This window comes from Nostoc sp. NMS4, assembly GCF_017115095.1.
Taxonomy (GTDB): Bacteria; Cyanobacteriota; Cyanobacteriia; order Cyanobacteriales; family Nostocaceae; genus Nostoc.
On sequence record NZ_JABXKI010000099.1, the window covers coordinates 22365 to 46536 of the forward strand.

A 24172-nucleotide genomic window follows, 5' to 3' on the forward strand; every position below is an offset into this window, starting at 1 on the left:
TATATTGACTAATGCATATTATGGGAACTTTGTAAAGCTCGTAAGTCCTAATATGATTTTTTTTCTTAGTTACAAGTAGACGTAGGTTGGGTGGAGCGGAGCGCAACCCAACATATATCAGGATGTTGGGTTACGCAAAGCCTCCAACGCCACTTGCTACAACTCGGGGAACCCGCGCAACGCAGTGGCTCCCCAACCTACATTTTTTTTGCAACATTTTTTTTAGCCTTGTCACGCCAGTAGGGTGTGTTAGCGACGGCGTATCCTTGTAAATGGTGCTTTACGACGTTCCGTCTAACTGTCAAACCCATTTTGACGGTTGGAGAGATGCGATAAATCGCCGTCTCTACAGAAAATTTATTTGTCAATTAGTCCTTGACAGACTACTAGTTATTTTTCCTGAAATGTCCAGACTCCTTCATCCCAGTCTGATTCTGTTGGGGGTGATTGTAACCAATGCTGACAACGCAACAGATGCAACATAGCAGCTTTGTCCTGGCTGTCTGCTGCCAAAACATTAGCAAACTCTGCTCTGGCACGCGAAAACTCCCGCTTGAGGTAATACTCACGCCCTTTCTGATAATGCTCAATCACTTGCAATTTTTCGCTTTCAATCGGATTGGAACGCAAACCCAGTAATTCATATATGGCTACTGGCTCATTTCTGCCCTTGACACGAATGTAATCTAGTTCCCTAGCCCAAATATTATCTTGGCATGGTTTAAAAGTGTTATGGCTAATAATAATATCGCAACCATATTGCTTACTAACACTTTCTAATCGAGAACCAAGATTAACGCCATCGCCAATGGCGGTAAATTCCATCCGCTTACTAGAGCCGATATTCCCACTAATCACGGTATCAGAGTTGATGCCAATGCCGATTTTAATTCTGGGCTTATCATCTACATAGCGACGTAGATTAAATTCGTGCAGCCGAACGCGCATTTCTAAGGATGTTTGCACTGCCATCCAAGCATGTTCTTCTAATGGTAAGGGAGAACCAAATACAGCCATGATGGCATCGCCGATATATTTATCAAGGGTGCCTTTATGTTTAAAAACTGCCTCCACCATTGATTCAAAATATTCATTGAGCATACTTACCACTTCTTCTGCTTCCAAGGTTTCAGTTAAAGTGGTGTAGCCGCGAATATCAGAAAATAAAATCGAAACCTCTTTACGAGCGCCTCCTAGTTTAGCGTCATCCAATTTCAGCAATTCTTCGGCTAATTCCTGGGTCATGTAGCGGTACATCGTACTCTTGAGCCGCTTTTCATCACTGATATCTTCCATCACCACCAGCGCCCCACGGATTTGCTCTTGGTCGCTAGCATCGGCAATTGTGTTAATTGATAAATTAATACTGTGCGGTTTTATGCTATTGGTTATGAGTGTGCGATCAGGGTAATATTGCTGCCGGCCTTTTAAGTCAGCTGCATGTAAAGCATCCTGATACCACTTGCTAAAGTCACCTTCTTTGAGGGCGATCGCATCAGTAACTAATTTACCTTCTAAACGGTCTTCTGGCTCAAGTCCTAGCAAACGTTGAGCGCTTTCATTGGCGGCGATAATTAAGCCAGTTTTATCAGTGGAAATCACTCCATTGGAAAGACTACGCAAAATATCCCGTTGCATTTGTTCTTGTTGCTTGACTGTGGCAAACAACTGGGCATTTTGCAGCGCTACTCCCGCTTGAATATTAAAAGCTTCCATGAACTCTTCATCGTTGCGGTCAAAACTAGCTTGGAAGCAGTCGGGAGCTTTCGGCCAATCAGCTGGATTGTAAGGGGGAAAATCACCAGTTTTCTTTTTATTTACGAGTTGGGTAACGCCAATCAGTTGTTGATCGGCATTGAATACTGGCATACAAAGTAAGCTACAGGTGCGATAGCCATTTTGCTGGTCTAGTTTTTGGGCTGTCTCTGAGTCAGGATCGTAGTACAAATCAAAGCCAATATTTAGCTTTTTGCCAGAAACCGCTACTAAACCAGCAAAGCCTTTACCTATGGGGACTCGCAACTCTTTCGTTGAACCATCATCCTGAGTGATTTTTGTCCATAATTCATGGCGATCGCGGTCTATTAACCATAGTGTACTGCGATCGGCATTCATCAGTTCTTTGGCTTCATCCATCACCCGCTTTAGGGTGTCTTCTAAGTCGAGACTGCTTTGAGAGAGAGACTTAATCGCCTTCATTAGCGCCGCCACTGCTCTTTGTTTTTGGGTGGCTACATAAAAAGAGCGTGAGGACTCTAAAATCAGGCGAATTGAAGGGGCAAATTCTTGAAATAATTGTTCGTCAGCCCAGATAAAACCTTTGGTATCAATGCGCTCTGCAAGTGGAGCATTGTGATTATTTCCAGATTTTAATTTATTCAGTAATTGTACTACTGCAACTAATTGCCCATGTTCATTTAAGAGTGGCAAAGCTAACATGGTGTAGGTGCGATAGCCAGTTCTCTTTTCTTGTTCTTGGGCAAAATGCGATCGCGGATCGTTATAAAAATCAAAGGGAATATTAATAACTTCTTTAAAAGTGGCGACTTCACCAGCAATACCTTTATTAGCAGGGATGCGAATTTCTAAAGAGCGACCCCCCTCACTCTCAGCTAAAATTGACCAAAGTTCTTGTTTTTCTTCATCCAATAAAAATATTGTCGTCCGGTCTGCGCCCAGTAATTCCCCGGTTTTTAAGGTAATGGAATGCAACATTTCTTGCAGAATGGTTTCAAACCCATGAGAATCCAGCATTGAAAGGGTTTGATGAACAATCTGTAATTTTTGCTCGACATCCTGAACTACCTGTTTAAAAGTATCCTGAGTTAGGGGAGCAAGAAACGTAGAAAAAGTTCCTTGTCTTGTGGCAAGAGCACCCACAGGAGCAGAATTTGCTGGTAATTCGAGGTTTTCTTGGTTGTGAACACCAATAATCAAATCGGTGGTCTCCCCACAACTTGCTTGATACGCTGACATAACTGGTATTTTATATAACAGGATGAGATTTTAGATTTAACAATGAGATTAAATTTATGTAAGTGGTGTTAAAAGCAACAATTGCTCGACATTATCCATAGTTTAATCCCTTGTTTAGCCAGCGTCATCCTGTGAATAAACGCTCAAGTTGATTACCAACAAGCATGGCTTAACCAAAACCCCTTCCCCTTGGGGCATACAGATGATAAATAGAGGGTCAGACCCCTCAGATAAACGAAAAAACAATGTTTTACCCAGGCGATCGATTGCTAATGTTGCCTAATAATATTTTGCAAAGGCACTCTGATAAGCATTCCTGTATCCGTAGAGTATAGTCGATCGACCTGAAAATAACCGTGCATTATAAGTAATTGTACTTAAAAAATATTAGCTCTAGCTCAACTGCGATCGCATCCTTTTGCAGATATGTCAGCCTGAAAAAGAAAGTGCTAAGTAAAAAATACTATAGCAATCCTAAATGAGTCGTGAAAATCTCTGATTCTTCTCTCTGCGTTCTCTGCGCCACCCTGCGGGTTCGCTCTTAGCGTTCTCGTAGAGTAGCCGCAAAGCGTCTACTGCGGTTAGCTTAATGAATACGATGTTTAAAATAGACTACGCCTATGCATACAATTTTGTATTTATATTTGTGACTTTTAAAACTTGGGATTGTTCGGGTAAACTGTTACCATGAAATGATTCATTGTTTATAAGTGTAAATTTAATCAGCAGACAATATTATCTTTTACTGTACATTTTCAGCTTTCCCGGACATCTAAAAAAATAAATATTTATGACAATTATCTGGAAGATGATATCAATTAGTTTTCATATTTACTTTACTGATTTATCATGAAGTTTATATATTTCTGCTAACTTTTTTTGAAAATTATAGTAACCTAAGTTTTAGTGAGTACCTTACTTGTTATCTACCATCTAGCTGAAAATAGCTATTTTGCAGGTATGTACTACTAATCAAGAATTTTGCTGTAAGTTCTTGAATTTACCACTCCAATTTGTGTAGGGGTGACTATTTAGCTCCACAAGAACATTAGAACCCGTTTCTAGTACTTATGAAGAGATTCCCTTCTGCTGATTTGGTCGCCTGTGCATCACACCACACACCATCATGGCGGCAATTATCAGCAAACTCATTCTTGGCCGGAGGTTTACCATTATTGTTGTGCAAGTGATAATTTTGCCAAATCCCAAGACTAAGAGTTGCTCTACAATCACAAACTTAAGTAAGATATTGGAATTTTGGAATGCTTAGTTTTTAATAATACTTTTTCTCTTTTGAAGTTCCCCTCAAGAATAAACTTCTTGAAAAAGTACCCGCCGACTTTCCTCACGGCTATAAAAACATACATCGTCAACGCGGGATTAATGCCTAAAAGTCTTGATAGAGAAGCATTTACATCTACATTACAGTAGATTTTAGTTGCTCCAGACTTTAGCATTAGGGACAAAATAAACTTTTGCAAGAGAACTAACGTATCTATAATTTTAAGCTGCAAAATACGGATAACAATGATACTTTTGTGACTGATGGGCGAGAGCCAATGGTCTTTGTGTGGCACTTGAGTTACTGTTAGATTGGCTAGATTAGCTAAAGATACAGAAAACCAATCTAATTTTTGAAATACTATATCCTGGCAACCAGTCAGGTCATTTTTCTGTTGAAAAATAGCATGAATTGGTTTAGTTGTGAGTCGTGGATTATAGCTTAACAGAGATTGGTCAATTAAGAGTTGGGGGGTGTGGAATCTCTGTACTAACTCAATTGTTGCCGCTATATTTATCTGAACAGTGCTTCCAACAAAGTCACAGTGAATTCTGAAAAGGAAATTCACTAATTTTGCCTGCAAATATTAATTTTATTCCAGAGCGATCGCAATGAAGACACTTCCGATTAGTAGATACAGATTTTTTCAAAAGCTCCAGCCCCTACCTTTGTTGAAAAAAATCACTGGTAAGTCGGTTACTGGTTGTTTGCAGGTGTTTAGTACATCAGGCTCTTGGTCAATATATGTAGATGAGGGTAAATTAATTTATGCCTGTTACTCAGAGAAAATGTTTGAGCCGCTTTACAGAAATTTGCAACAATTGAGTCAGGAAATTTCTACTCTCCCTTACGGAATCAAAGATCAATTACGGGCGATATTTGAAACTGGTATTGAAAATCAGTCAATACCAAACCCAGACTATCTGGCTATTTGCTGGTTAGTCAATCAGAAATATATCAGTCCCTCTCAAGCAGCAATGCTAATAGAGCAATTGGCGCTAGAAGTTCTAGAGTCATTTCTAAACTTAGAAGAGGGGAGTTATGAATTTATTCCTGAGAGCTTTCTGGATGATATGCCAAAGTTTTGTCATCTAAATCTCCGTTTATTAGTTGAACAATGTCAAATGCCCCGAAGCGTTAGAGTCTCTGAAAGAGAAGCGGCTTATCGTCAAACATCGCCAGGTTATCAATCGCATCCCTCACAATTTTTCCAAATAAATGAGCTACAACCGAAAGCCAAGACTACGCCAAAGTTGCCTAAAATAAACGGCTATAAACCAGCAGCCTACTCTATTAACACTAATGAACACAGGGGTCAGCAAATCATCCAACCACCTGCGGATAAAAAAATCTACAAAATATTTTGCATTGATGAGAATCCTACAGTGCTAAATGCTATTAAAAGTTATTTAGACGAGCAAACCTTTTGTGTGATTGGAGTTACTGACTCTTTAAAAGCTTTAATGCAGATTATCAACATTAAACCTGACATAGTTTTGTTAGATATATCAATGCCTAATCTAGATGGATATGAACTCTGCTCTTTGCTGCGTAAACACTCGTGTTTTAAAAATACACCTGTGATTATGGTGTCAGAAAAAGTAGGATTTCTAGATAGAGCTAAAGCGAAGATGGTCAGAGCATCAGGCTATTTGACTAAGCCTTTTAAACAAGGAGATTTACTAAAAGTTATTTTTCAACATATTGTTTAATTTTTTAATATAAAATATAACTCCATTTAAGCAATCGGTTATTTTAGAGATTTACGGTTGAGTATTATGTGGTTTGCGATCATTCTAGTTATAGAAGATTGTTTGAGTGAGTTAAAATTAATTTTAATTAGTCATTATCTTATATAAGAATCAGATTTGATTTCTGAAAAAATCTCGGTAGTCTTGTAATGGATTCTCTTGGCTAAAATGTTGCAAAAAAATTGTAGGTTGGGGAGCCACTGCGTTGCGCGGGTTCCCCGAGTTGTAGCAAGTGGCGTTGGAGGCTTTGCGCAACCCAACATCCTGATATATGTTGGGTGGAGGCTTTGCGCAACCCAACCTACGTCTAAGGGACTAAAATGCGTAGACAGTCCACTACGTGCATTTCAAAAATCAAATACTAGTCCTATAACTACAAAACGAATTCTAGTGTAGTAACCAATAATAAACTAGAAGTCTGACGAAAATATTCATTTGCTGCTATATTTTGGGAACCATTGGTTCCCATTTCATTGATTTGATAAGGGTAGGCAAATGGTAAAACAAGTTCTGCCTGACTGCGATTCAAATGAAAGCGTACCGTGATGGCGATTTTCTACAATCCGGCGAACGGTTTCTAAACCTAGTCCTGAACCATGCCCCACTGATTTGGTGGTAAAGAAAGGCTCAAAAATTCGGGTTTTAATTTCTGGTGGAATTCCACTGCCAGAATCTATGATGTCAATATGGGCAAAGCGATCGCAATGGTATGTTGTAATTTCCAACAGTCCCTTACCATCCATTGCATCAATGGCGTTGTCAATTAAGTTTGTCCACACTTGATTCAGTTCACTGCCATAGGCAAGGATTTTCGGAAGACTTTGATCGTAGTTGCGTTGTACTTGGACACCGGACTTGAGTTTATGAGCAAACAATCGCAAGGTATCTTCCAAGCCTTGATGTATATTTACTTCTTGCTGAGTGCCTTGATCGAGGTAAGAATAAGACTTCATCGCTTGCACAAGTTCGGAAATCCTCTCAGATCCTCGCAAACCATGTTTAATCATCGATATGACTTCAAAGGAAAGCGCTAGCCAGTGCAATCCCATTTCTCGCAATTCCGTCTTGTCGTTGCGCCAACGTTCCATGAGTTGCTCTAGGGTTTCAACCTCAACACCACCTTCCGCTAAAGGTTCTGCCAATTTCCATGCTTGGTTTACACCATAGTCTTCTAACCATTCCAGCAATATCTCTTCGCGATCGCTTAGTGTCACCGGATCTAGGCGATTATTCAAAATCAGATCATAGCCGCGATCGCGTACTTTCAACCAGTGTTGAGTATGGGCTTCGTCAACATTGCGTTGCCCATAAACTAAGCTCATTCGTTGTAACTCTAAGATAGCGGCTGGCATTTCTCCTAAAGTCCGAACCAGGGCTGCGGCTGGGTTGTTCAGTTCATGAGCAAGACCGGCGGCAAGTGTCCCTAAAGCTGCCATCTTTTCCCGCCCACGAATGAAAGACTCTAACCCCCGGACACGATGTTGCATAATCCGAAAGACCATCCGCTCAAAATCACGACATTCATGCAGCAGTTTACGGAAGTCGTCTCCCTTCATTGCATAAATGTTGCAATTTGTCAATCCCCGCATTGTCACAGGTGCCGGTTCATCTGTGAGTACTGCAATTTCACCAAAAAAGGATGGGGCTTCGTGTTGGCCAATGGGAATTTCAACTCCTTCACTGCGGCGGGTAATGTTGATTTTACCTTTGACTAGGATAAATAAGCGACATACAGGATCTCCCTCATGGGACAGCACTTCTCCTGCCGAAAGTTCAACTGTTTGAGAGCGATCGCAAACCCACTGCAATCGCTCTTTGGGAAGCTGTTGAAATGGGTCTAAGTTGATTAATTCTTCAACACACAACATCAGTAAACCTCCTTGAGGGGGCAGGGGAGCAGGGGGCAGGGGGCAGGGGGCAGGGTTTTCACAGCTTAGTATTGGCCACTTCAACTAAACATTACTTAGGTAGCGGTGAACGAATTGAATAGCGATCGAACCTTCTCCGACACCGGATGCCACCCGCTTAATTGAGCCGTAGCGGACATCTCCGGCTGCGAAGATTCCGGGAATGTTGGTTTCTAATAAGAAAGGAGAGCGTTCTAAAGGCCAACCACGAGGAGATTTGCCATTATGCATCAAGTCCGGCCCTGTGATGATAAATCCCTGAGCATCGCGTTGAATAACGCCATCGAGCCAATCAGTTTTGGGGCTAGCACCGATGAAAATGAACAGCGATCGCGCGGGGACGATTTCGGTTTTTCCGGTGTTGGTATGGGCAATCACAATTACTTCTAAATGTTCCTCTCCCTTGACTTCCACGACACTGCAACCTGTGCAAACTTTGATATTTTCAGTAGCGGCAATTTGGTCAATCAAATATTGGGACATACTCAATGATAGGGACTCTCCCCGTACCAACATGATTACTTTGCTGGCATACTTAGAAAAGTGCATTGCTGCCTGTCCAGCAGAGTTTGCCCCGCCTACCAAGTAAACCTCTTCGTTGCTACAGGCGATCGCTTCCGTCATCGCAGCACCGTAATAAATTCCTGCTCCTGTGAGCTTTTCGGCTCCTGGAACATTTAGCCAACGGTAGGAAACACCGGTTGCAACTAAAAGTGCATGGCAACTAATCTCGCTACCATCCCCCAATTGCAAAACCCGATAAGGATCTTGCAGCTTAACCCCAGTTACTACTTGAGGAGTGAGAATTTCTACCCCAAATCGCCGCGCCTGAGTGACTCCTCGCCTGGCCAAATCATTGCCACTTAAGCCAACAGGAAACCCTAGATAGTTCTCAATCCGCGAACTCGTACCTGCTTGTCCTCCTGGGGCTTCACGCTCAATTAAGACAGTACTCAATCCCTCAGAAGCGCCATAGACGGCGGCGGCCAGTCCAGCAGGGCCAGCACCTACGATCGCTAAGTCATAAAAGGGGCGCTCTGCGTGAGTTTGCAGTCCAATTCTGGCGGCAATTTCTAAATTAGATGGTTGAATTAACCGGGAACCATCGGGAAATAGCACCAAGGGCAATTGTTGTCTACCATCAGCTTGGGCGTATTCAACTAATTTTGCTGCATCCGGCTCCAGTTCAATATCTAACCACTTATATGGAATCTGGTTCCGTGCGAGGAAATCTTTTACCTGATGTGAAAAAGGCGACCAGCGATTACCAATGACTCGAATACCTGCAAATGTTGGGCGGAATCCAGCTAGCCAATCATCTAGCAAATCATCTAAAACCGGATATAGCTTTTCTTCTGGTGGATTCCAGGGCTTGAGTAAGTAATAATCAAGTCTGGCATTATTAATCGATTTAATGGCAGCATCCGTATCTGCATAGGCGGTCAACAAGGCACGTTTGGCATTGGGAAAGATGTTTTTTGCTTGTTCTAGGAACTCCACGCCTCCCATTTGGGGCATACGTTGATCCACTAAAAATAGAGCAACTGGTTCATTCCGCAATTTTAGTTGCTGTACCACATCCAGAGCCATAATACCGGAATCTGCCCGAACAATGCGGAAGCGATCGCCATACTGATGACGCAAGTCTCGTGACACCGCTTGCAAAACTTCTGGATCGTCATCGACGGTTAAAATTGCTGGTTTCGCCATAACTACTGTTACTTAACAATTGCAGTGTCTAGCCGTTATCTTCAAAAATCTGTCGTCAAAATATCTACTATTTAACTAGTTGCTTTAAACGAAAGTATGCCTCTTCTGGTGTCAGCGCTTCCGATTGCTTTTCATTAGGTATATAAAATACCCAGGTATCAGGAAAGTAATGCACCACAAAGCTGGGAATCAAACCCAAGCTTACCGCTTGCTTTCCGAGTTTTTCAGCTTGTTCTTCTAAACTCAGTTGGTCATGAAATGAGTGTTCAGCCATACTTTTTCATCTCCCTGTACTTTACTTTGACTCTGGAAGAAGGTTCAAAATCCAGTATTGCACGAATCACCTTTCGGTAATTCACGACTTCCAGGTTTTTTTTAATTCGGCAAGCAGAGCATCTAGGCGTTAAAAAAAATCAGCCATCCAAGGAGAACTACCTGCAAATATTTGTGTAGCTGCTGAAATAGCGGTTTCTGTCCCATGCAGTTTTCCGGTTATTTGCAAATGGTAGGGAGCAAACAAACTTGTATATAGTGGTGCTAATTCTCGGACATCTAACTGCAACTCACCCTTTCCACCTTTTGTAACTTCACCGCGTCCATTGGCAACAGAAAGAATAAATTTACCATTGTTTCCATCTAACAAATTATCTTGAATATCTAAGTGCAGTTCAGTTTCAATTCCCGATGGATAACCCCGCATCTCCATCGCCTTGACTACATCTACTATCCGCAGCATCCAACGCATCGTATGCTTGAGTTTGGCACTTTGCTCTGGTAACAGCAATGTCAAGGAATCGTTTAGAGAACTCCTCCATCGCACGTGTTCAATTTGGGAGCGATGACTGGCAAGAAAAGACCAAAATGTTTGTGCAGCCGCAGCCGTGAGAATTACCCAATCTTTGATTCGCAAGATTGCACCATCATCTGTTGAATGTTGACTGAAGAGGATGTAACCTTCGGGTTGCTCTTTTGTACCAATAAAATATGCATAAAATGTTTCCTTTTCATCTGGTTGAATTAAGCGCTCCCAGATTGCTGGATGTCGGTCTAAATATCCAGGCGTTCGTCTCGCTTGCTGCTGATATAGTTGATGAAATACTTGATGATTAATACCCACTATGGGTTGCAAAGGTAGGGGTTGCTCTCGCACTTGGATACTTTTAGTCGGAACTTCCCAATTACACCAGCTACCCCCTTGCTCATACCCGACTTTTCGATAGAGAGTTTGCACAGCTGGATAAAGAGCAGAGAGTGGTATACCTTTAACATAAAGTTCCTTGAGCGTCTGCTGCATCAGAGCGATCGCAGCTCCCGAACCGCGATATTCTGGAGCAATACCCACTGCGGCGATTCCTGTCATTGGTACACGCACACCACCCCACCACTGACCCATATTTAGAGTTGCCAATCCACCAACTAATTGTTCTGACTCACGAATAATGCGGAAATTTTCTATGCCAATTAGGTTGATATAAGCTTTTTCGCCAACAAGAGCGCTGATAAAACACTGCTCAAAGATAGTCCCAAGCTGCTTAATATCCTGTGGATGGGCAAGAGTGCTGTATTCAAATTGAGCCGTCATCTCTCATACCATTAGTAGGACAAAACCACAATCATCCTACAGCAAGCGTTGCCCCAATGCTTCACTAATTTCATAGCTATAAAGCCTCCAAAATCAGGCTAAACTATACTACTGCACCTTTGGTTTTAACTTCGGAACACTTAATACCGTATGTCAATAAGTGATTGGATTTACCTTGTATTAGCAATCCTCTTTGAGGTTTCAGGCACGACTTGCATGAAATTATCGCAGGGATTTACTAAAACAGTTCCTTCGGTATTAATATTTGTTTTCTATGGACTTTGTTTTACTTTTTTGACCTTTGCTCTGAAAAGACTTGAAGTGAGTGTCGCTTATTCTGTCTGGGCTGGATTGGGAACTGTTCTAATTGCTCTTATTGGTATTATTTGGTTTCGGGAATCTGCCACATTAATCAAACTAGTATCGATCGCCTTAATCATCATCGGGGTGATTGGCGTAAATGCAAGTCAATGAAGGGAGCAGGGGGCAGGGAAAGTATTAATACAATCAGTTTTCTGCCGACCTGTACTAGTAAAAATTATGAGTTAAATAAACTTTATTAACTTATAAATCACTGATTCCAGCCAACTATATAACCTAACTCTTCTAGCTTTTCTAAGACCTTAGTTGCACTTTGAGCAATCCTTTCTTGATTAGTTTTGCATTCGACTTCAGGACAGAGTGGTATTTCATAAGGATCGTCAATACCAGTGAAATGCTTAATTTCTCCAGCTCTTGCTTTTTTATATAACCCTTTTATATCTCGCTGTTCACAAACTTCTAATGATGCATTGACGTAAACCTCAATGAAAAATTTAATACTTTGGCGCACTTCTTCCCGAATTTCGCGGTACGGTGAAATAGCCGAAACCAATACAATTACATTATTTCTGGTAAGAAGTTGAGCTACAAAACCAATGCGCCGAATATTCTCCTCTCGATCCTCTTTACTGAAACCCAATCCTTTGCATAGGTTTTGACGCACCGCATCGCCATCCAGAACTTCAACTCTGTATCCCTGTATCCGCAGTTCCTTTTCCACGAATTGACAGATAGTAGTTTTACCTGCACCACTCAGACCAGTAAACCATACTGTCACACCACACTCTTGTTGTCTCATCCTACTTTCGCCGTACATTTTAAATGGCACACGAAAAAAAGCTTTTTTAGGTAATTATGGGTCAAATAGTAATTTTATTTTTATAACCCTTTTTTAGCAGTAATTTTAGCTATTACAATGCAGCCCGTGTCAAGCTTGCTACTTTTTCCTTTACTGATTTGGAGTGAAGGAATCATATAATTATACGTATTTAGTACCAATATTTGATACAGGGTCTGGTGATATCTACGACGGGCTACATCTACGCATTTTATCAAGCCAAATAATGGACTTCGCGGCTATAGTAACAAAAATTGCTGACCCAGGTTTGAAATTATTTAAGTTTTAACTAAGTTTTATATTCAGTATATATACAGTTTATTTTTAAAGGAAAAAGTCTTTATTATAACAGTAAGTTACCAAATAAGACTTACCACTAGGACATTATAAAAAAACTAAGTTTAAAATATCTGCAAAGTTTAGATCCAGTGCAGCTTTATAGCATCGCGACCTATTATCTAGGGGCAATTCCTTTAGGTGCTGTTTCTGGCACAGGTTTGTTTATTGACAATGATCGCAGGACTAGTGGTCTATTTCATTAGTTACGAGAGTTACGAGGGATGAATAAGTTCGTAGTAAGGACTTTAGTCCTGGATTTTTAAGCACTGAAGTGCTTACTACAAACTCATCATATTTAATGGTACACAACACTAGTACACTTTGGCATAAACTTGCCCCCTTTAACCAGTTCAGAGCAACTGGTCTGGTTAATTGAGGTGGCAGATGTATTTACGCTGTGCTGTACTAGTGGTTTGTATCAGTAATTTTCGAGGTTCGTAGTGAGCGATTTATCGCTCAATTTTAAAGGCTAAAGGCACTGACTATTTTTGTACTTAACTAAGTCTAAAGTTCCCCAACAAAATTTGAAATTTAATTCAACTGATTTATGTTATCAACCTTTCCCACTACTGCCCCAGAAGAGAATAACTTAATTCAATGTGATGCCGATGCCGGATTTATTTCCTGGCTAAGTCAAGCCGGAGGCTCAGTTGCCATCACCACCTACCAAGCTGGAAAACTGGCAGTTGTGGGCTGGAATGGGCAACAAATTACCATGCTGTTACGCCAATTTTCCAAACCAATGGGATTGGCAGTTCATGGTTCGCGTCTGGCACTGGCTAGCCATCACGAAGTCTGTTTATTAGCCAATGCCCCTGCATTAGCTTATGAGTTCTTAGAAGACCAGCCCGGACGCTACGATGCCCTCTACCTGCCACGGATGGCATACTTCACAGGCGACCTGAATATTCACGACTTGGAATTTGGCAGAGAAGGGCTATGGATTGTCAACACCCGCTTTTCCTGTCTTTCTGCCTTGAGTCCAGACTTTAGCTTTGTACCGCGCTGGCATCCCAAATTTATTTCTGAAGTAGTTCCAGAAGATCGCTGCCACCTCAATGGGTTAGCGATGGTCGATGGCAAACCCAAGTATGTAACTGCCCTCGGTGCGACAGATACCGTCGGCGGATGGCGAGCGAGTAAAGCCAACGGTGGGGTCGTTATAGAAGTAGAGAGCAATGAAATTATTTTAGATGGATTATCAATGCCTCATTCCCCAACCTGGCATGACGGATTTTTGTGGCTGCTCAACTCTGGTGCTGGAGAAATATGGCGCATTCATCCAGAATCAGGAGACAAACAAGTAGTCTGCGTGTTGCCAGGATTTCTGCGGGGGTTGTGCTGCGTGGGATATTACGCCCTAGTGGGACTTTGCCAGATTCGGGAACGGCATATTTTCGGAGGGTTGCCCATAACCCAACGGTTTGAAAAGTTGCTCTGTGGCGTAGCAGTCGTGGATTTGCGAAATGGGCAGCAGGTAGGGATGCTGAAGTTCACGACAGGCTGTCAAGAACTTTATGATGTGCAGTTTCTCCCTGGTATACAACGTCCGATGGTTTTAAATCAGGAACGAAAAGAAATCCGCCAAGCATTTACAGCACCAGAGTTTAACTACTGGCTGCGACCAAGTGCAGTGATTCCTAATGACTAAGGAATCTGTTTAATCAGACGGTAATTGTTGAAATCAAATTTTTAATTTTTTCAGAGGTTTTTTCATGAATGAATTTCAAGTCAATACTTACACCACTGGCAATCAATCTAACTCCACAGTAGCGATAGATACAGATGGGGATTTTGTCATTTCCTGGCAAAGCAATGGTCAGGACACTTCTGGCTTGGGGATATATGCCCAACGCTACAACAGTGCTGGGGTAGCTGTTGGGAATGAATTCAAAGTCAATACCAACACCAACAACGATCAAACGAACCCCACAGTAGCGATAGATGCTACTGGGGACTTTGTTATTTCCTGGCAAAGCCAAGATGCGTCTGGTCTTGGGATATATGCCCAACGCTACAACAGTGCTGGGGTAGCTGTTGGGAGCGAATTTCAGGTCAATACCTCCACCAACAACAATCAAGTTAACCCCACAGTAGCGATGGATGCCGATGGGGACTTTGTTATTTCCTGGCAAAGCAGTGGTCAGGACGGATCTAGCTATGGGGTATATGCCCAACGCTACAACAATGCTGGAGTAGCTATTGGGGCTGAATTTCAGGTCAATACCCACACTGAAAGCTCTCAATATAACCCCACAGTAGCGATAGATGCCACAGGGGACTTTGTTATTTCCTGGCAAAGCTATTATCAGGATGGGTCTTACTTGGGTATATATGCCCAACGCTACAACAGTGCTGGGGTGGCTCAAGGGGCTGAATTTCAGGTCAATACCTATACTAACGGCTATCAATATAATCCCACGGTAGCAATGGATAGCACTGGGGACTTTGTAATTTCCTGGCAAAGCTATGGTCAGGACGGATCTGGGAATGGCATATATGCCCAACGTTACAACAGTTCTGGGGTAGCTCAAGGGGCTGAATTCAAAGTCAATACCCAGACTAACAGCTCTCAATATAACCCCACAGCAGCGATGGATGCAGATGGGGACTTTATCATTTCCTGGACTAGCGATGGTCAGGATGGATCTGCGGATGGCATATATGCCCAACGCTACAACAGTTCTGGGGTAGCTATTGGGGGCGAATTTAAGGTCAATACCTACACCAACAACTCTCAAAGTAACTCCACAGTAGCGATAGATGCCACTGGAGACTTTGTAATTTCCTGGACTAGCGATGGTCAGGATGGATCTGCGGATGGTATATATGCCCAACTAAACAGCAATAGTGGGGTTCCCCCGACAATCACCTCTGGTTCTGCTTCTGCCCTGACATACACTGAGAATGCCACTACAGCTATTGATTCAGGCATCACCGTCAGCGATACAGACTCCCCCAACCTAGCTAGTGCCACCGTCAGCATTACCAGTGGTTTCGCCTCTGCTCAAGACACCCTCGCCTTCACCAACCAAAATGGGATTACGGGTAGCTACAACAGCAGCACAGGTGTTTTAACGTTAACTGGCAGTTCCACGGTTGCTAACTATCAAACCGCACTGCGTTCCATTACTTATAACAACAGCAGTGATAACCCCAGCACTACACCTCGTACCGTCAGCTTTGTTGTTAATGATGGGACTGCTAATAGTACCGTCGTTACCCGCAATATTAATATTACGGCGGTGAATGATGCGCCCGTTGCTACTGCTACTAATTCTGCTTTAGCATACACAGAGAATGCTACTACAGTCATTGACTCAGGCATCACCGTCAGCGATGTAGACTCCTCTAACCTGGCTAGTGCTACTGTCAGTATTACCAGTGGTTTTGCCTCTGCTCAAGACATCCTCGCCTTTACCAACCAAAATGGGATTACGGGTAGCTACAACCCCAACACAGGTGTTTTAACTTTAAATGGTAGTGCTACCGTTGCTAATTATCAAACTGCACTGCGTTCTGTTACTTATACCAATAGCAGTGACAACCCCAATACTACACCTCGTACTGTCAGCTTTGTCGTTAATGATGGGACTGGTAATAGTACTGCCGTTACCCGCAATATTAATATTACGGCGGTGAATGATGCCCCAGTCCTTGCCAACCCCATTAGTGACAAAATAGCGACAGAAGACACCCCCTTCAGTTTCGCCTTACCAGCTAACACCTTCACGGATGTGGATGCCGCAGGTAGCCTCACCTACAGCGCTACTCTGGAAAATGGTAATCCAATTCCCAGTTGGTTGATCTTCAACGGCACGACCTTCAGTGGTACTCCCACAAATGACAATGTTGGTAGCCTCAACATCAAAGTTACCGCCAGTGATGGAACGGCAACTGTCAGCGATATTTTTGCTCTGACAGTACTTAATACCAATGATGCGCCCGTCGCTGTTAACGACAGCATCACCACAAACAAAAATACACCTATTGTCATTAGTACTAGTACTCTGTTGAAAAATGATACAGATGTGGATGTTAGTGACATCTTGAGCATTACTAGCTTCACTCAACCTAGTCAAGGAAGCTTAGTCAATAATGGTAATAGTACTTACACCTATACACCTGTCGAAAACTATTATGGCTCCGACGGCTTCACTTACACCATAAGTGATGGGCATGGAGGCAGTAGCACTGCTACTGTCAACTTGACCATTAATCAACCTACTAATGTGTTTACTGGTACTTCAGGTATAGACAACCTGACTGGTACGGTGAATATGGATATCATTTCTGGATTACAAAGCAATGACACGCTCAAAGGACTAGGTGATAACGACACCCTTGATGGCGGCGATGGAAATGATTTCTTAGATGGTGGTACAGGAAATGACAGTCTGATCGGTGGGGCGGGCAATGACACCTATGCCGTGGACAATATCAGCGACACTATTACTGAATCCGCCAATGCTGGCACAGATTTAGTTAATTCTTCGGTGAGTTGGGTCTTGGGAAATAACTTGGAGAACTTGACCCTGACTGGAAGCTCGGCAATCAATGGTACTGGTAACAGCCTGAATAACATCTTGATTGGAAATACTGCCGCTAACATCTTGAGTGGAGAAAATGGCAATGACAACCTCTTTGGTGATTCCGGCAATGACACCCTTAATGGTGGTGCAGGTAATGACACCTTGGATGGAGGTCTGGGATCTGACAGTCTCAATGGTGGGGCTGGCAATGATACTTACACCATAGACAACCTGAACGATACGATTACTGAAGGCTTAAATGCAGGTACAGATTTAGTGAAGTCTTCGGTAACTTGGGTGTTGACAGATAACCTGGAGAATTTGACCCTGACTGGAACTGGGGCAATCAATGGTACTGGTAATAGCCTTAAGAACATCTTGACTGGAAATACTGCTGCTAACATCTTGAGCGGAGAAGATGGGAATGATAGCCTGATTGGTGGTACAGGCAATGACACCTTGTTAGGCGGTGCGGGCGATGACACCTTGGATGGAGGTGTAGGGGTTGACAATCTTGATGGTGGAGTCGGCAATGACATTTATACTGTGGACAACCTCAGCGATGCGATTACTGAATCGGCCAATGGTGGCACAGATTTAGTTAAGTCTTCGGTAACTTGGGTGTTGGCAAATAACCTGGAGAACCTTACCCTGACTGGAAGCTCGGCAATCAATGGTACTGGTAACAGCCTTAATAACATCTTGATTGGAAATGGTGGCGCTAACACCTTGAAAGCAGAAGATGGGAATGATAGCCTGGTTGGTGGTACTGGCAATGACACCTTGTTAGGCGGTGCGGGTGATGACACCTTGGATGGAGGTGCGGGAGTTGACAATCTTGATGGTGGAGTTGGCAATGACATTTACACTGTAGACAACCTCAACGATACGATTGTTGAAGGCGTAGATGCAGGTACAGATTTAGTCAAGTCTTCGGTGAGTTGGGTGTTGGGAAATAACCTGGAGAACTTGACTTTAAGTGGAACCGGGATAATCAATGGTACTGGTAACAGCTTCTATAACATCCTGACAGGAAATAATGCTGCTAACACATTAACAGGAGGAGATGGTAACGATAGCCTCTTTGGGAACTCAGGCAATGACACCTTACTCGGTGGTACAGGTGATGATTTACTAGTTGGTGGAGTTGGTCGAGATGTGCTGACTGGTGGAATTGGGCAAGACAGCTTCAACTTAACTGGTAGCCGTACTGGAGGCTATGATACGATCGCTGATTTTACTCTTGGAGATGATACTATCTTGATTTCCAAAGCTGAATTCGCGCTGGTTCAATCTCAGAATACGACGCTCGATTCGGGCTTATTTCGACTTGGTACTAGTGCGATCGCAGGAGGCGATCGCTTTATCTACGATCAAACTACGGGTAATCTTTTCTTTGACGCAGATGGCACTGGTAAGGCTGCACAAGTTCAAATCGCTCAGTTCTCGAATCAGGCAATGCTCACTAATGTAAATATTACTGTCATTGCCTAACGAAAGTTAACTATCGCAAGCATTAACAGATTACCCAGCAAGAAACAGATCGACTCTTGCTGGGTAATTTGTCATAAATACACATCTAAGTGCAACACAACTGCCAACTTTTAGGGACTTCCGCAGTTTATATTTTTTCCATCGCGCACGATGCCGTTCGCGGAGCGTCTCGTAGAGAAGGCGGGCTACGCACGCAAAATCCAAAACTACAACTCATTACGAAGGTTCGTCGAGCATCAACGTTCTATGGGACTACTTAAGGCAGTGCGTCAGCGACACCGACCTAACACCGCAAGGTCTCTTGACATCTGGGCTGACGCTTTAACTTGACACCAATGGCAAGATGCCCACCCCACAATCTTGGATAATTTATTTCTTGGAGTTCCCTCAACTCAGTCTCTATATATTCACAAAGAAGGTTTTCTCCCCAGATGCCCATTGATTTGGCACGATTTTTGCATAAGAATATTGTGACATCTCCATAGCTGACAAAATATCACTAAAGACTTATGCAAAAACAGCGAAAACCGAGTGAGAAGAGTTTGCGATCGCTTGATTACTTGAATGTCTTTCTCGCAGATGTGCGCGATGGTGTTGGGCCATATCTGAGTATTTACCTGAAAGCTTCAGCAAATTGGAACCCTGCTCAAATTGGATTGGCGATGTCAGCTTCGGCAATTGCCACAGTTATCGCCCAAACACCAGCTGGTGCATTGGTTGACAGGCTACGTCAAAAACGAATGTTGATTGTACTGGCGGCGGTGTTTGTTTCTATCGGCTGTATTGCTATCGGCTTATTCCCCAATTTGCCTGTTGTGATTGGCTCTCAGATTATGATTGGGATTGCAGCAGCAATTTTTCCACCTGCGATTACTGCTATTACTCTGGGACTTGTAGGACATGAGAGATTAGATAGGCGGGTAGGTCGTAATGAAACATTTAACCATGCCGGAAATCTGCTAGCTGCAACTCTCGCTGGTTTAGCAGGTTACTTTATTGCACGTAAGGCAATATTTTTCCTGGTTGCAGCTATGGCCGTGGGCAGTATTATTTCAGTGAGGATGATTCGTGAAAGAGAGATTGACCACGAATTAGCGCGTGGAGACGGTGAAGAGGGGGAAGAAGAAGATAATGAAAAACATCAACAGCGCTATGAAGGCATATTGGAATTATTAAGCGATCGCCCAATCTTATTTTTTACTGTCGCAGTCGTTCTGTTTCACTTTGCCAATGCTGCCATGTTACCGCTAGTTGGTCAAGAATTGGCACAGGGTAAAGGGACAAGTGACACAGTTTATATGTCTGCTTGTATCATTGTGGCTCAGTTAGTCATGATTCCGGTATCCAATTTGGCTGGACGTTTCGCAAATACAGCCCGAAAACCCATATTTTTGCTGGGCTTTGCCGTCTTACCGATTCGAGGAGTGCTGTATACGCTTTCGGACAATCCCTATTTTCTCGTTTCTGTGCAAATTCTGGATGGTATTGCAGGCGGGATTTTTGGTGTGCTTTCGGTGTTGATGGTAGCTGATTTGACTAAAGGCACGGGACGCTTTAATGTTACCCAAGGGATGCTCAACACTGCCATTGGTGTTGGTGCGGGTTTGAGCAACGTGTTGGCTGGGTTTGTAGTTAAAAGTGCTGGTTACAATGTTGGTTTTTTGATTTTAGCAGCGATTGCAGTTGTGGCTTTAGCAGTTTTTTGGTTCTGTGTACCTGAAACAAAAACAGGAGTTAATAGAAAAGCATCACATCAAAAGCATTTAGCGAAATCATGATTGTTTTCAGATACATCATCATTGGGCTGACTTATATCGGTTTGGGTTTAGGATATCTCCCTGGTTTGCGGATGAACCGAGCCAGTATTGCTTTAGTTGGTGCATCTTTACTGATGGCATTCGGGGTATTAGACCTCAAAGAAGCATGGCAAGCGATAGACTATAAAACGCTGATTTTCCTGTTTGGCATGATGGTAATCAGCACAAACTTAGCTTACGCTGGTTTTTTTCAACTAACCCTTGATACAGTTACACACTTTACCCGTAGCCCTTTGGGTTTGCTAATTGTTTTAACTTTCGGCAGTGGAATTCTCTCGGCTTTTTTTTTGAACGATACCATCGCTCTAATTTTGACTCCTTTGGTTCTCGGTTTAACCCAAACTTTGAAGCTCAATCCGATTCCTTACCTACTTGCCTTGGCGGGAGCAACTAATTTGGGTTCAGTGGCTACCTTAAGTGGTAATCCGCAAAATATCCTAATTGGTTCCTTCTCTGGTATCAGCTATCTCGATTTTGCAAAAGCATTGACTCCCATCGCATTAGTAAGTTTGTTAATCCAAATTGGGTTATTGTGGTGGCTTTATCCTGATGTCCGTTCTACTAAATCTTGTCCGAGTGTAACCCCCGTGCGTTACCGCATATTTAAACCGTTGCTGACTAAAAGCCTATTGATAACCGGAGGGCTATTAATTGCATTCTTAATTGGGATGCCCCCAGCCCAAGCAACATTTGTAGCTGCTGGTTTACTCTTCATTACTAGGCGAATCAAACCGCAACGAGTTTTAAATAAAGTAGATTGGGACTTATTGGTGATGTTTTCTGGACTATTTGTTGTGACTGCTGGAGTAGAAAAATTAGGAATATTGAATTTATTTAGCGGTTTAGTTTATACTCCTATGAACATATTAGGAATTACTGCTCTCCTTTCAAATTTAGTTTCTAATGTTCCAGCCGTATTGTTACTACAACATTTAATTCCCCATCCAGATACAAAAACCTGGTTACTATTAGCAGCAGGATCTACCTTAGCAGGTAATCTAACTTTGTTAGGTTCAGTTGCTAATTTAATTGTTGCTGAGGCTGTCGCAAAACTTGGTTATCAATTGTCATTCTGGGAACATCTACGTTTTGGTCTACCGTTAACTGTGCTGACTCTTATCCTGGCTTATTTTTGGATTTAGGGACTTCCAAATAAAAAAATACTCAAAAACCCGGCGAAAAAACTCTCTCCTTCCAATACGGTTCGGATAAGGTTTTTTGATGACACGCCGCTAATTGCAAAGACGCGATAAATCGCCGTCTCTACAATAATCAGTCCTTTGTAGAGACGGCGATTTATCGCGTCTCTTTCCTTAACCCAAGCGTATTGTCTTAGTCATTAGTCATTCGTCAACAATCAAACTTAAAATTTCAGGCTCAAAGCCGCAACGTTCAAGCTCAAAGGTGCAACGTTCAGGCTAAAAGGCTCAACGTTCAGGTTCAAAGGCTCAACTTTGATATTTCAAGAGACTTCCTTGCTTCCTGCTCTTGCTTCCCATCTTTTTATCAGTCAACTTGCGGTGATGTGATGACTTTATCCCGGAAATTTTACGGTATTTTGTAACTGTTCTGCGAGTGATTGGCAGACAAAATCGGATTTTCAAAAGCTGGGCTAATTGCTCATCAGTATAAGGATTGGCGGGTGATTCTTCTGCAATTAACTGTAATAGCATCTGTTGGATTTGTTGAGGAGTACGCCCGCCTACTCCGACAGGAACACATAGAGAATGCAACGGAATTATCCGACTGTTTTGGTTACAAACTAATATATATCGTCCCCGCACAATCCGGCTGATTGTAGAGTTACTAAGTCCCACCGATTGAGCTATTAATTGCTGAGGGGTAGAAATTAAGTCTAATTTATCCCGACTCTGCAAAAAAGCTTGCTGGCGCTCAACTAAAAATTGACCAACTTTGAGCAGATTTTCTTGCCATTGTTGCAATGCTGTGAGTAAATTTCTAGCTTTTTGTAATAATGCTTCTAGTTGTTGGGTATCTCGCCTTGATTTTGGTGATTCCTGCAAAAGTTTAATGGCTTCGGAATTCAGACAAAAACGTTGTTTGATTTCATAGGCTAAAGAAATTTCCCAACTTCCAGCTATTAGCTCAACTTTTAAATCAGGGGTGACGATGTGAGCATTACTACCACCGAAGTTTCTGGCGGACGTGGTTCTAATTCTTGAATTTCATGAATAGCATCGGTGATTTTATCGATATCAATATTTTGATGGTTTTGATGCAGCTTTTGTAATAGTAGTTGACAATTGTGTTTTGCTTCGGAAGTGTTACCAATACAATTTGGTATGTCTTCTAAATAATTTTTAATTAGTAGAAAAGCTAGGCTTTCAGGCTGGTCTTTTAGTTGTACTAACAGACATTCTCGCAGGGAGCGAGTACCAATTCCAGGTGGATCTAAAGTTTGGAGGATAGGCACTACAGCCTCTAGTTCTTTTGGACTCCATATACTACCATCTGCCCAAATTTCTGGAGTTTCTTCTAAGTAACCGGAGTTGGATAACCACTGAGTTAGATAGGTTAAGGCTTGACGTTGTTTTGATGGGATTGATAAAGCTGATATTTGTCCGAGAAGATGTTCGCTTAGGCTTAATTCCTGGGCGATGGGATTGTACCAATTAGGTTTGATATCGTCTAAAAGTGCTTCGCTGTTATGGAAATCAGAGTTTTCTATTATAAATGGATTGTGTTTAGATTCTTCTCGAAGATGGTCGAATACTCGTTTTCCATCCCACGGTAAGAAGCGAACTAAGTACTGTAGGGTTGGGTAAATAACGGTTTGAGTTTCTAGGTGTGTTTCTAGTGTAGATGTTGAGTTTAAGGAATTCATTAGTTAGGAGATAGTGGTTAAATTAAGGCTAAAAATATTTGCCAAAGTCATTTTTTACCCCACCCTAACCCTCCCCTTGCTAAGGGGAGGGAACCGGATTTTTCTTGTTTACCCCCTTTATAAGGGGGGACGAAGGGGGGTAACTATGCGATTAAAATCACAGCCAACGACTTTTCAAACAACCTTTAAGAGCGCAAAGGAAAGAAAGACTTAACTGGATTAAATTAGGAGTTATGAATAGCTTTGTCAAGATTAAATGATATGGTTAGCAGAGCATGGGAATGAGACTTGGAAAGTATTGTGCTATAAATTCCATTGTTTCTTTTTTTGCTCAAGGCTTTCGGCGGAAATTCCTAATGCTTTGTGGGGTTGTTGGGGATAAAGTGCTAAAGCATGGCGGATAAAGTTTATTTCTAACTGAGCGATCGCTTGTTCTAAGTTCAAATTTATCTGATGTTCTTGATTAAAAATTAGATGCTCTGGAAGAATGGTTCTTCCTCCAGAAAAAATTGCTGCTCTCTCTAAAGTATTTTGCAGTTCTCGGACATTTCCAGGCCAAGGGTAATCTCTCAGTTTTTCTAGGGCGGTTGAGGTAATTGCTAAGTTTTTAATTCCGTTTCTTAGAGCAATAGAACTGAGAAAATGTTGGGTAAGTTGTTCTAAATCTTCGGGGCGATCGCGCAAAGGTGGCAGTTCAATTCGTACTACGTTAAAGCGATAGTAACAGTAAACCAAAAAGTTTTTCCAAAAGGGCGATCGCTACGCACACCGTAAGCAT

General features: G+C 42.4%; 17 protein-coding genes. 6 read left to right on the top strand and 11 right to left on the bottom strand.

Annotated elements, in window-relative coordinates; translation table 11 throughout:
• Nucleotides 1–390 precede the first annotated feature (390 nt).
• The 3 genes from HWQ37_RS07110 to HWQ37_RS07120 all read right to left on the bottom strand — a co-directional run bounded on the left by HWQ37_RS07110 (nt 391) and on the right by HWQ37_RS07120 (nt 4841).
• A complete protein-coding gene (locus tag HWQ37_RS07110; RefSeq protein WP_292745292.1) occupies nt 391–2976 on the bottom strand; it encodes a GAF domain-containing protein in 2586 nt (861 codons plus the stop codon).
• A 1068-nt stretch (nt 2977–4044) separates the two neighbouring features.
• The gene (locus HWQ37_RS07115) at nt 4045–4209 is read right to left on the bottom strand and encodes a hypothetical protein (protein WP_292745294.1); all 165 of its coding nucleotides are present in this window, start codon (nt 4207–4209) and stop codon (nt 4045–4047) included.
• Entirely contained in the window at nt 4206–4841 is a 636-nt protein-coding gene (locus HWQ37_RS07120; protein ID WP_292745296.1) for a hypothetical protein, read from the bottom strand. The genes HWQ37_RS07115 and HWQ37_RS07120 overlap by 4 nt, the downstream gene beginning before the upstream one ends.
• A 28-nt stretch (nt 4842–4869) precedes the next feature.
• On the opposite strand from HWQ37_RS07120, the gene HWQ37_RS07125 reads away from it, so the two are divergent.
• Complete coding sequence (locus HWQ37_RS07125; RefSeq protein WP_292745298.1) at nt 4870–5970, top strand: response regulator; 1101 nt, start codon at nt 4870–4872, stop codon at nt 5968–5970.
• A 509-nt stretch (nt 5971–6479) separates the two neighbouring features.
• Here the strand turns inward: HWQ37_RS07125 and HWQ37_RS07130 are convergent.
• From HWQ37_RS07130 to HWQ37_RS07145, 4 genes are all read right to left on the bottom strand, one after another.
• Nucleotides 6480–7877, bottom strand: coding sequence for an ATP-binding protein (locus HWQ37_RS07130; RefSeq protein WP_292745300.1), 1398 nt, complete (start codon nt 7875–7877; stop codon nt 6480–6482).
• Between the two features lie 84 nt (nt 7878–7961).
• Nucleotides 7962–9626 carry an FAD-dependent oxidoreductase gene (locus HWQ37_RS07135; protein WP_292745302.1) on the bottom strand — a complete coding sequence of 555 codons (1665 nt, stop codon included), beginning with the start codon at nt 9624–9626 and terminating at the stop codon, nt 7962–7964.
• Nucleotides 9627–9693: 67 nt separating this feature from the next.
• Nucleotides 9694–9900 (bottom strand): hypothetical protein, encoded by a 207-nt coding sequence (locus HWQ37_RS07140; RefSeq protein WP_292745304.1) that lies wholly within the window; start codon nt 9898–9900, stop codon nt 9694–9696.
• 129 nt (nt 9901–10029) lie between these two features.
• Nucleotides 10030–11208 (bottom strand): GNAT family N-acetyltransferase, encoded by a 1179-nt coding sequence (locus HWQ37_RS07145; RefSeq protein WP_292745306.1) that lies wholly within the window; start codon nt 11206–11208, stop codon nt 10030–10032.
• 150 nt (nt 11209–11358) lie between these two features.
• On the opposite strand from HWQ37_RS07145, the gene HWQ37_RS07150 reads away from it, so the two are divergent.
• Nucleotides 11359–11682 (top strand): DMT family transporter, encoded by a 324-nt coding sequence (locus HWQ37_RS07150; protein WP_292745308.1) that lies wholly within the window; start codon nt 11359–11361, stop codon nt 11680–11682.
• Between the two features lie 97 nt (nt 11683–11779).
• On the opposite strand, the gene cysC is transcribed toward HWQ37_RS07150, so the two are convergent.
• On the bottom strand, nt 11780–12328 hold the full coding sequence (gene cysC / locus HWQ37_RS07155; protein WP_292745310.1) for an adenylyl-sulfate kinase: 549 nt from the start codon (nt 12326–12328) through the stop codon (nt 11780–11782).
• Between the two features lie 925 nt (nt 12329–13253).
• Here cysC and HWQ37_RS07160 point away from each other — a divergent pair.
• The 4 genes from HWQ37_RS07160 (at nt 13254) to HWQ37_RS07175 (ending at nt 21691) form a co-directional block, all read left to right on the top strand.
• Nucleotides 13254–14357 carry a TIGR03032 family protein gene (locus HWQ37_RS07160; RefSeq protein WP_292745312.1) on the top strand — a complete coding sequence of 368 codons (1104 nt, stop codon included), beginning with the start codon at nt 13254–13256 and terminating at the stop codon, nt 14355–14357.
• Between the two features lie 64 nt (nt 14358–14421).
• Nucleotides 14422–18732: a beta strand repeat-containing protein gene (locus HWQ37_RS07165; RefSeq protein ID WP_292745314.1), complete on the top strand. Its 4311-nt coding sequence runs from the start codon at nt 14422–14424 to the stop codon at nt 18730–18732.
• 509 nt (nt 18733–19241) lie between these two features.
• Nucleotides 19242–20510: an MFS transporter gene (locus tag HWQ37_RS07170; protein WP_292745316.1), complete on the top strand. Its 1269-nt coding sequence runs from the start codon at nt 19242–19244 to the stop codon at nt 20508–20510.
• Complete coding sequence (locus HWQ37_RS07175; RefSeq protein WP_292745318.1) at nt 20507–21691, top strand: anion transporter; 1185 nt, start codon at nt 20507–20509, stop codon at nt 21689–21691. Before HWQ37_RS07170 ends, HWQ37_RS07175 begins: the two co-directional genes overlap by 4 nt.
• Before the next feature lie 306 nt (nt 21692–21997).
• Here the strand turns inward: HWQ37_RS07175 and HWQ37_RS07180 are convergent, their stop codons facing one another.
• The 3 genes from HWQ37_RS07180 to HWQ37_RS07190 all read right to left on the bottom strand — a co-directional run bounded on the left by HWQ37_RS07180 (nt 21998) and on the right by HWQ37_RS07190 (nt 24129).
• Nucleotides 21998–22573 (bottom strand): RNA polymerase factor sigma-54, encoded by a 576-nt coding sequence (locus HWQ37_RS07180; protein ID WP_292745320.1) that lies wholly within the window; start codon nt 22571–22573, stop codon nt 21998–22000.
• Nucleotides 22574–22662: 89 nt separating this feature from the next.
• The gene (locus HWQ37_RS07185) at nt 22663–23394 is read right to left on the bottom strand and encodes an RNA polymerase factor sigma-54 (protein WP_292745322.1); all 732 of its coding nucleotides are present in this window, start codon (nt 23392–23394) and stop codon (nt 22663–22665) included.
• Nucleotides 23395–23697: 303 nt separating this feature from the next.
• Complete coding sequence (locus HWQ37_RS07190; protein ID WP_292745323.1) at nt 23698–24129, bottom strand: AAA-type ATPase lid domain-containing protein; 432 nt, start codon at nt 24127–24129, stop codon at nt 23698–23700.
• Between the last annotated feature and the right edge of the window lie 43 nt (nt 24130–24172).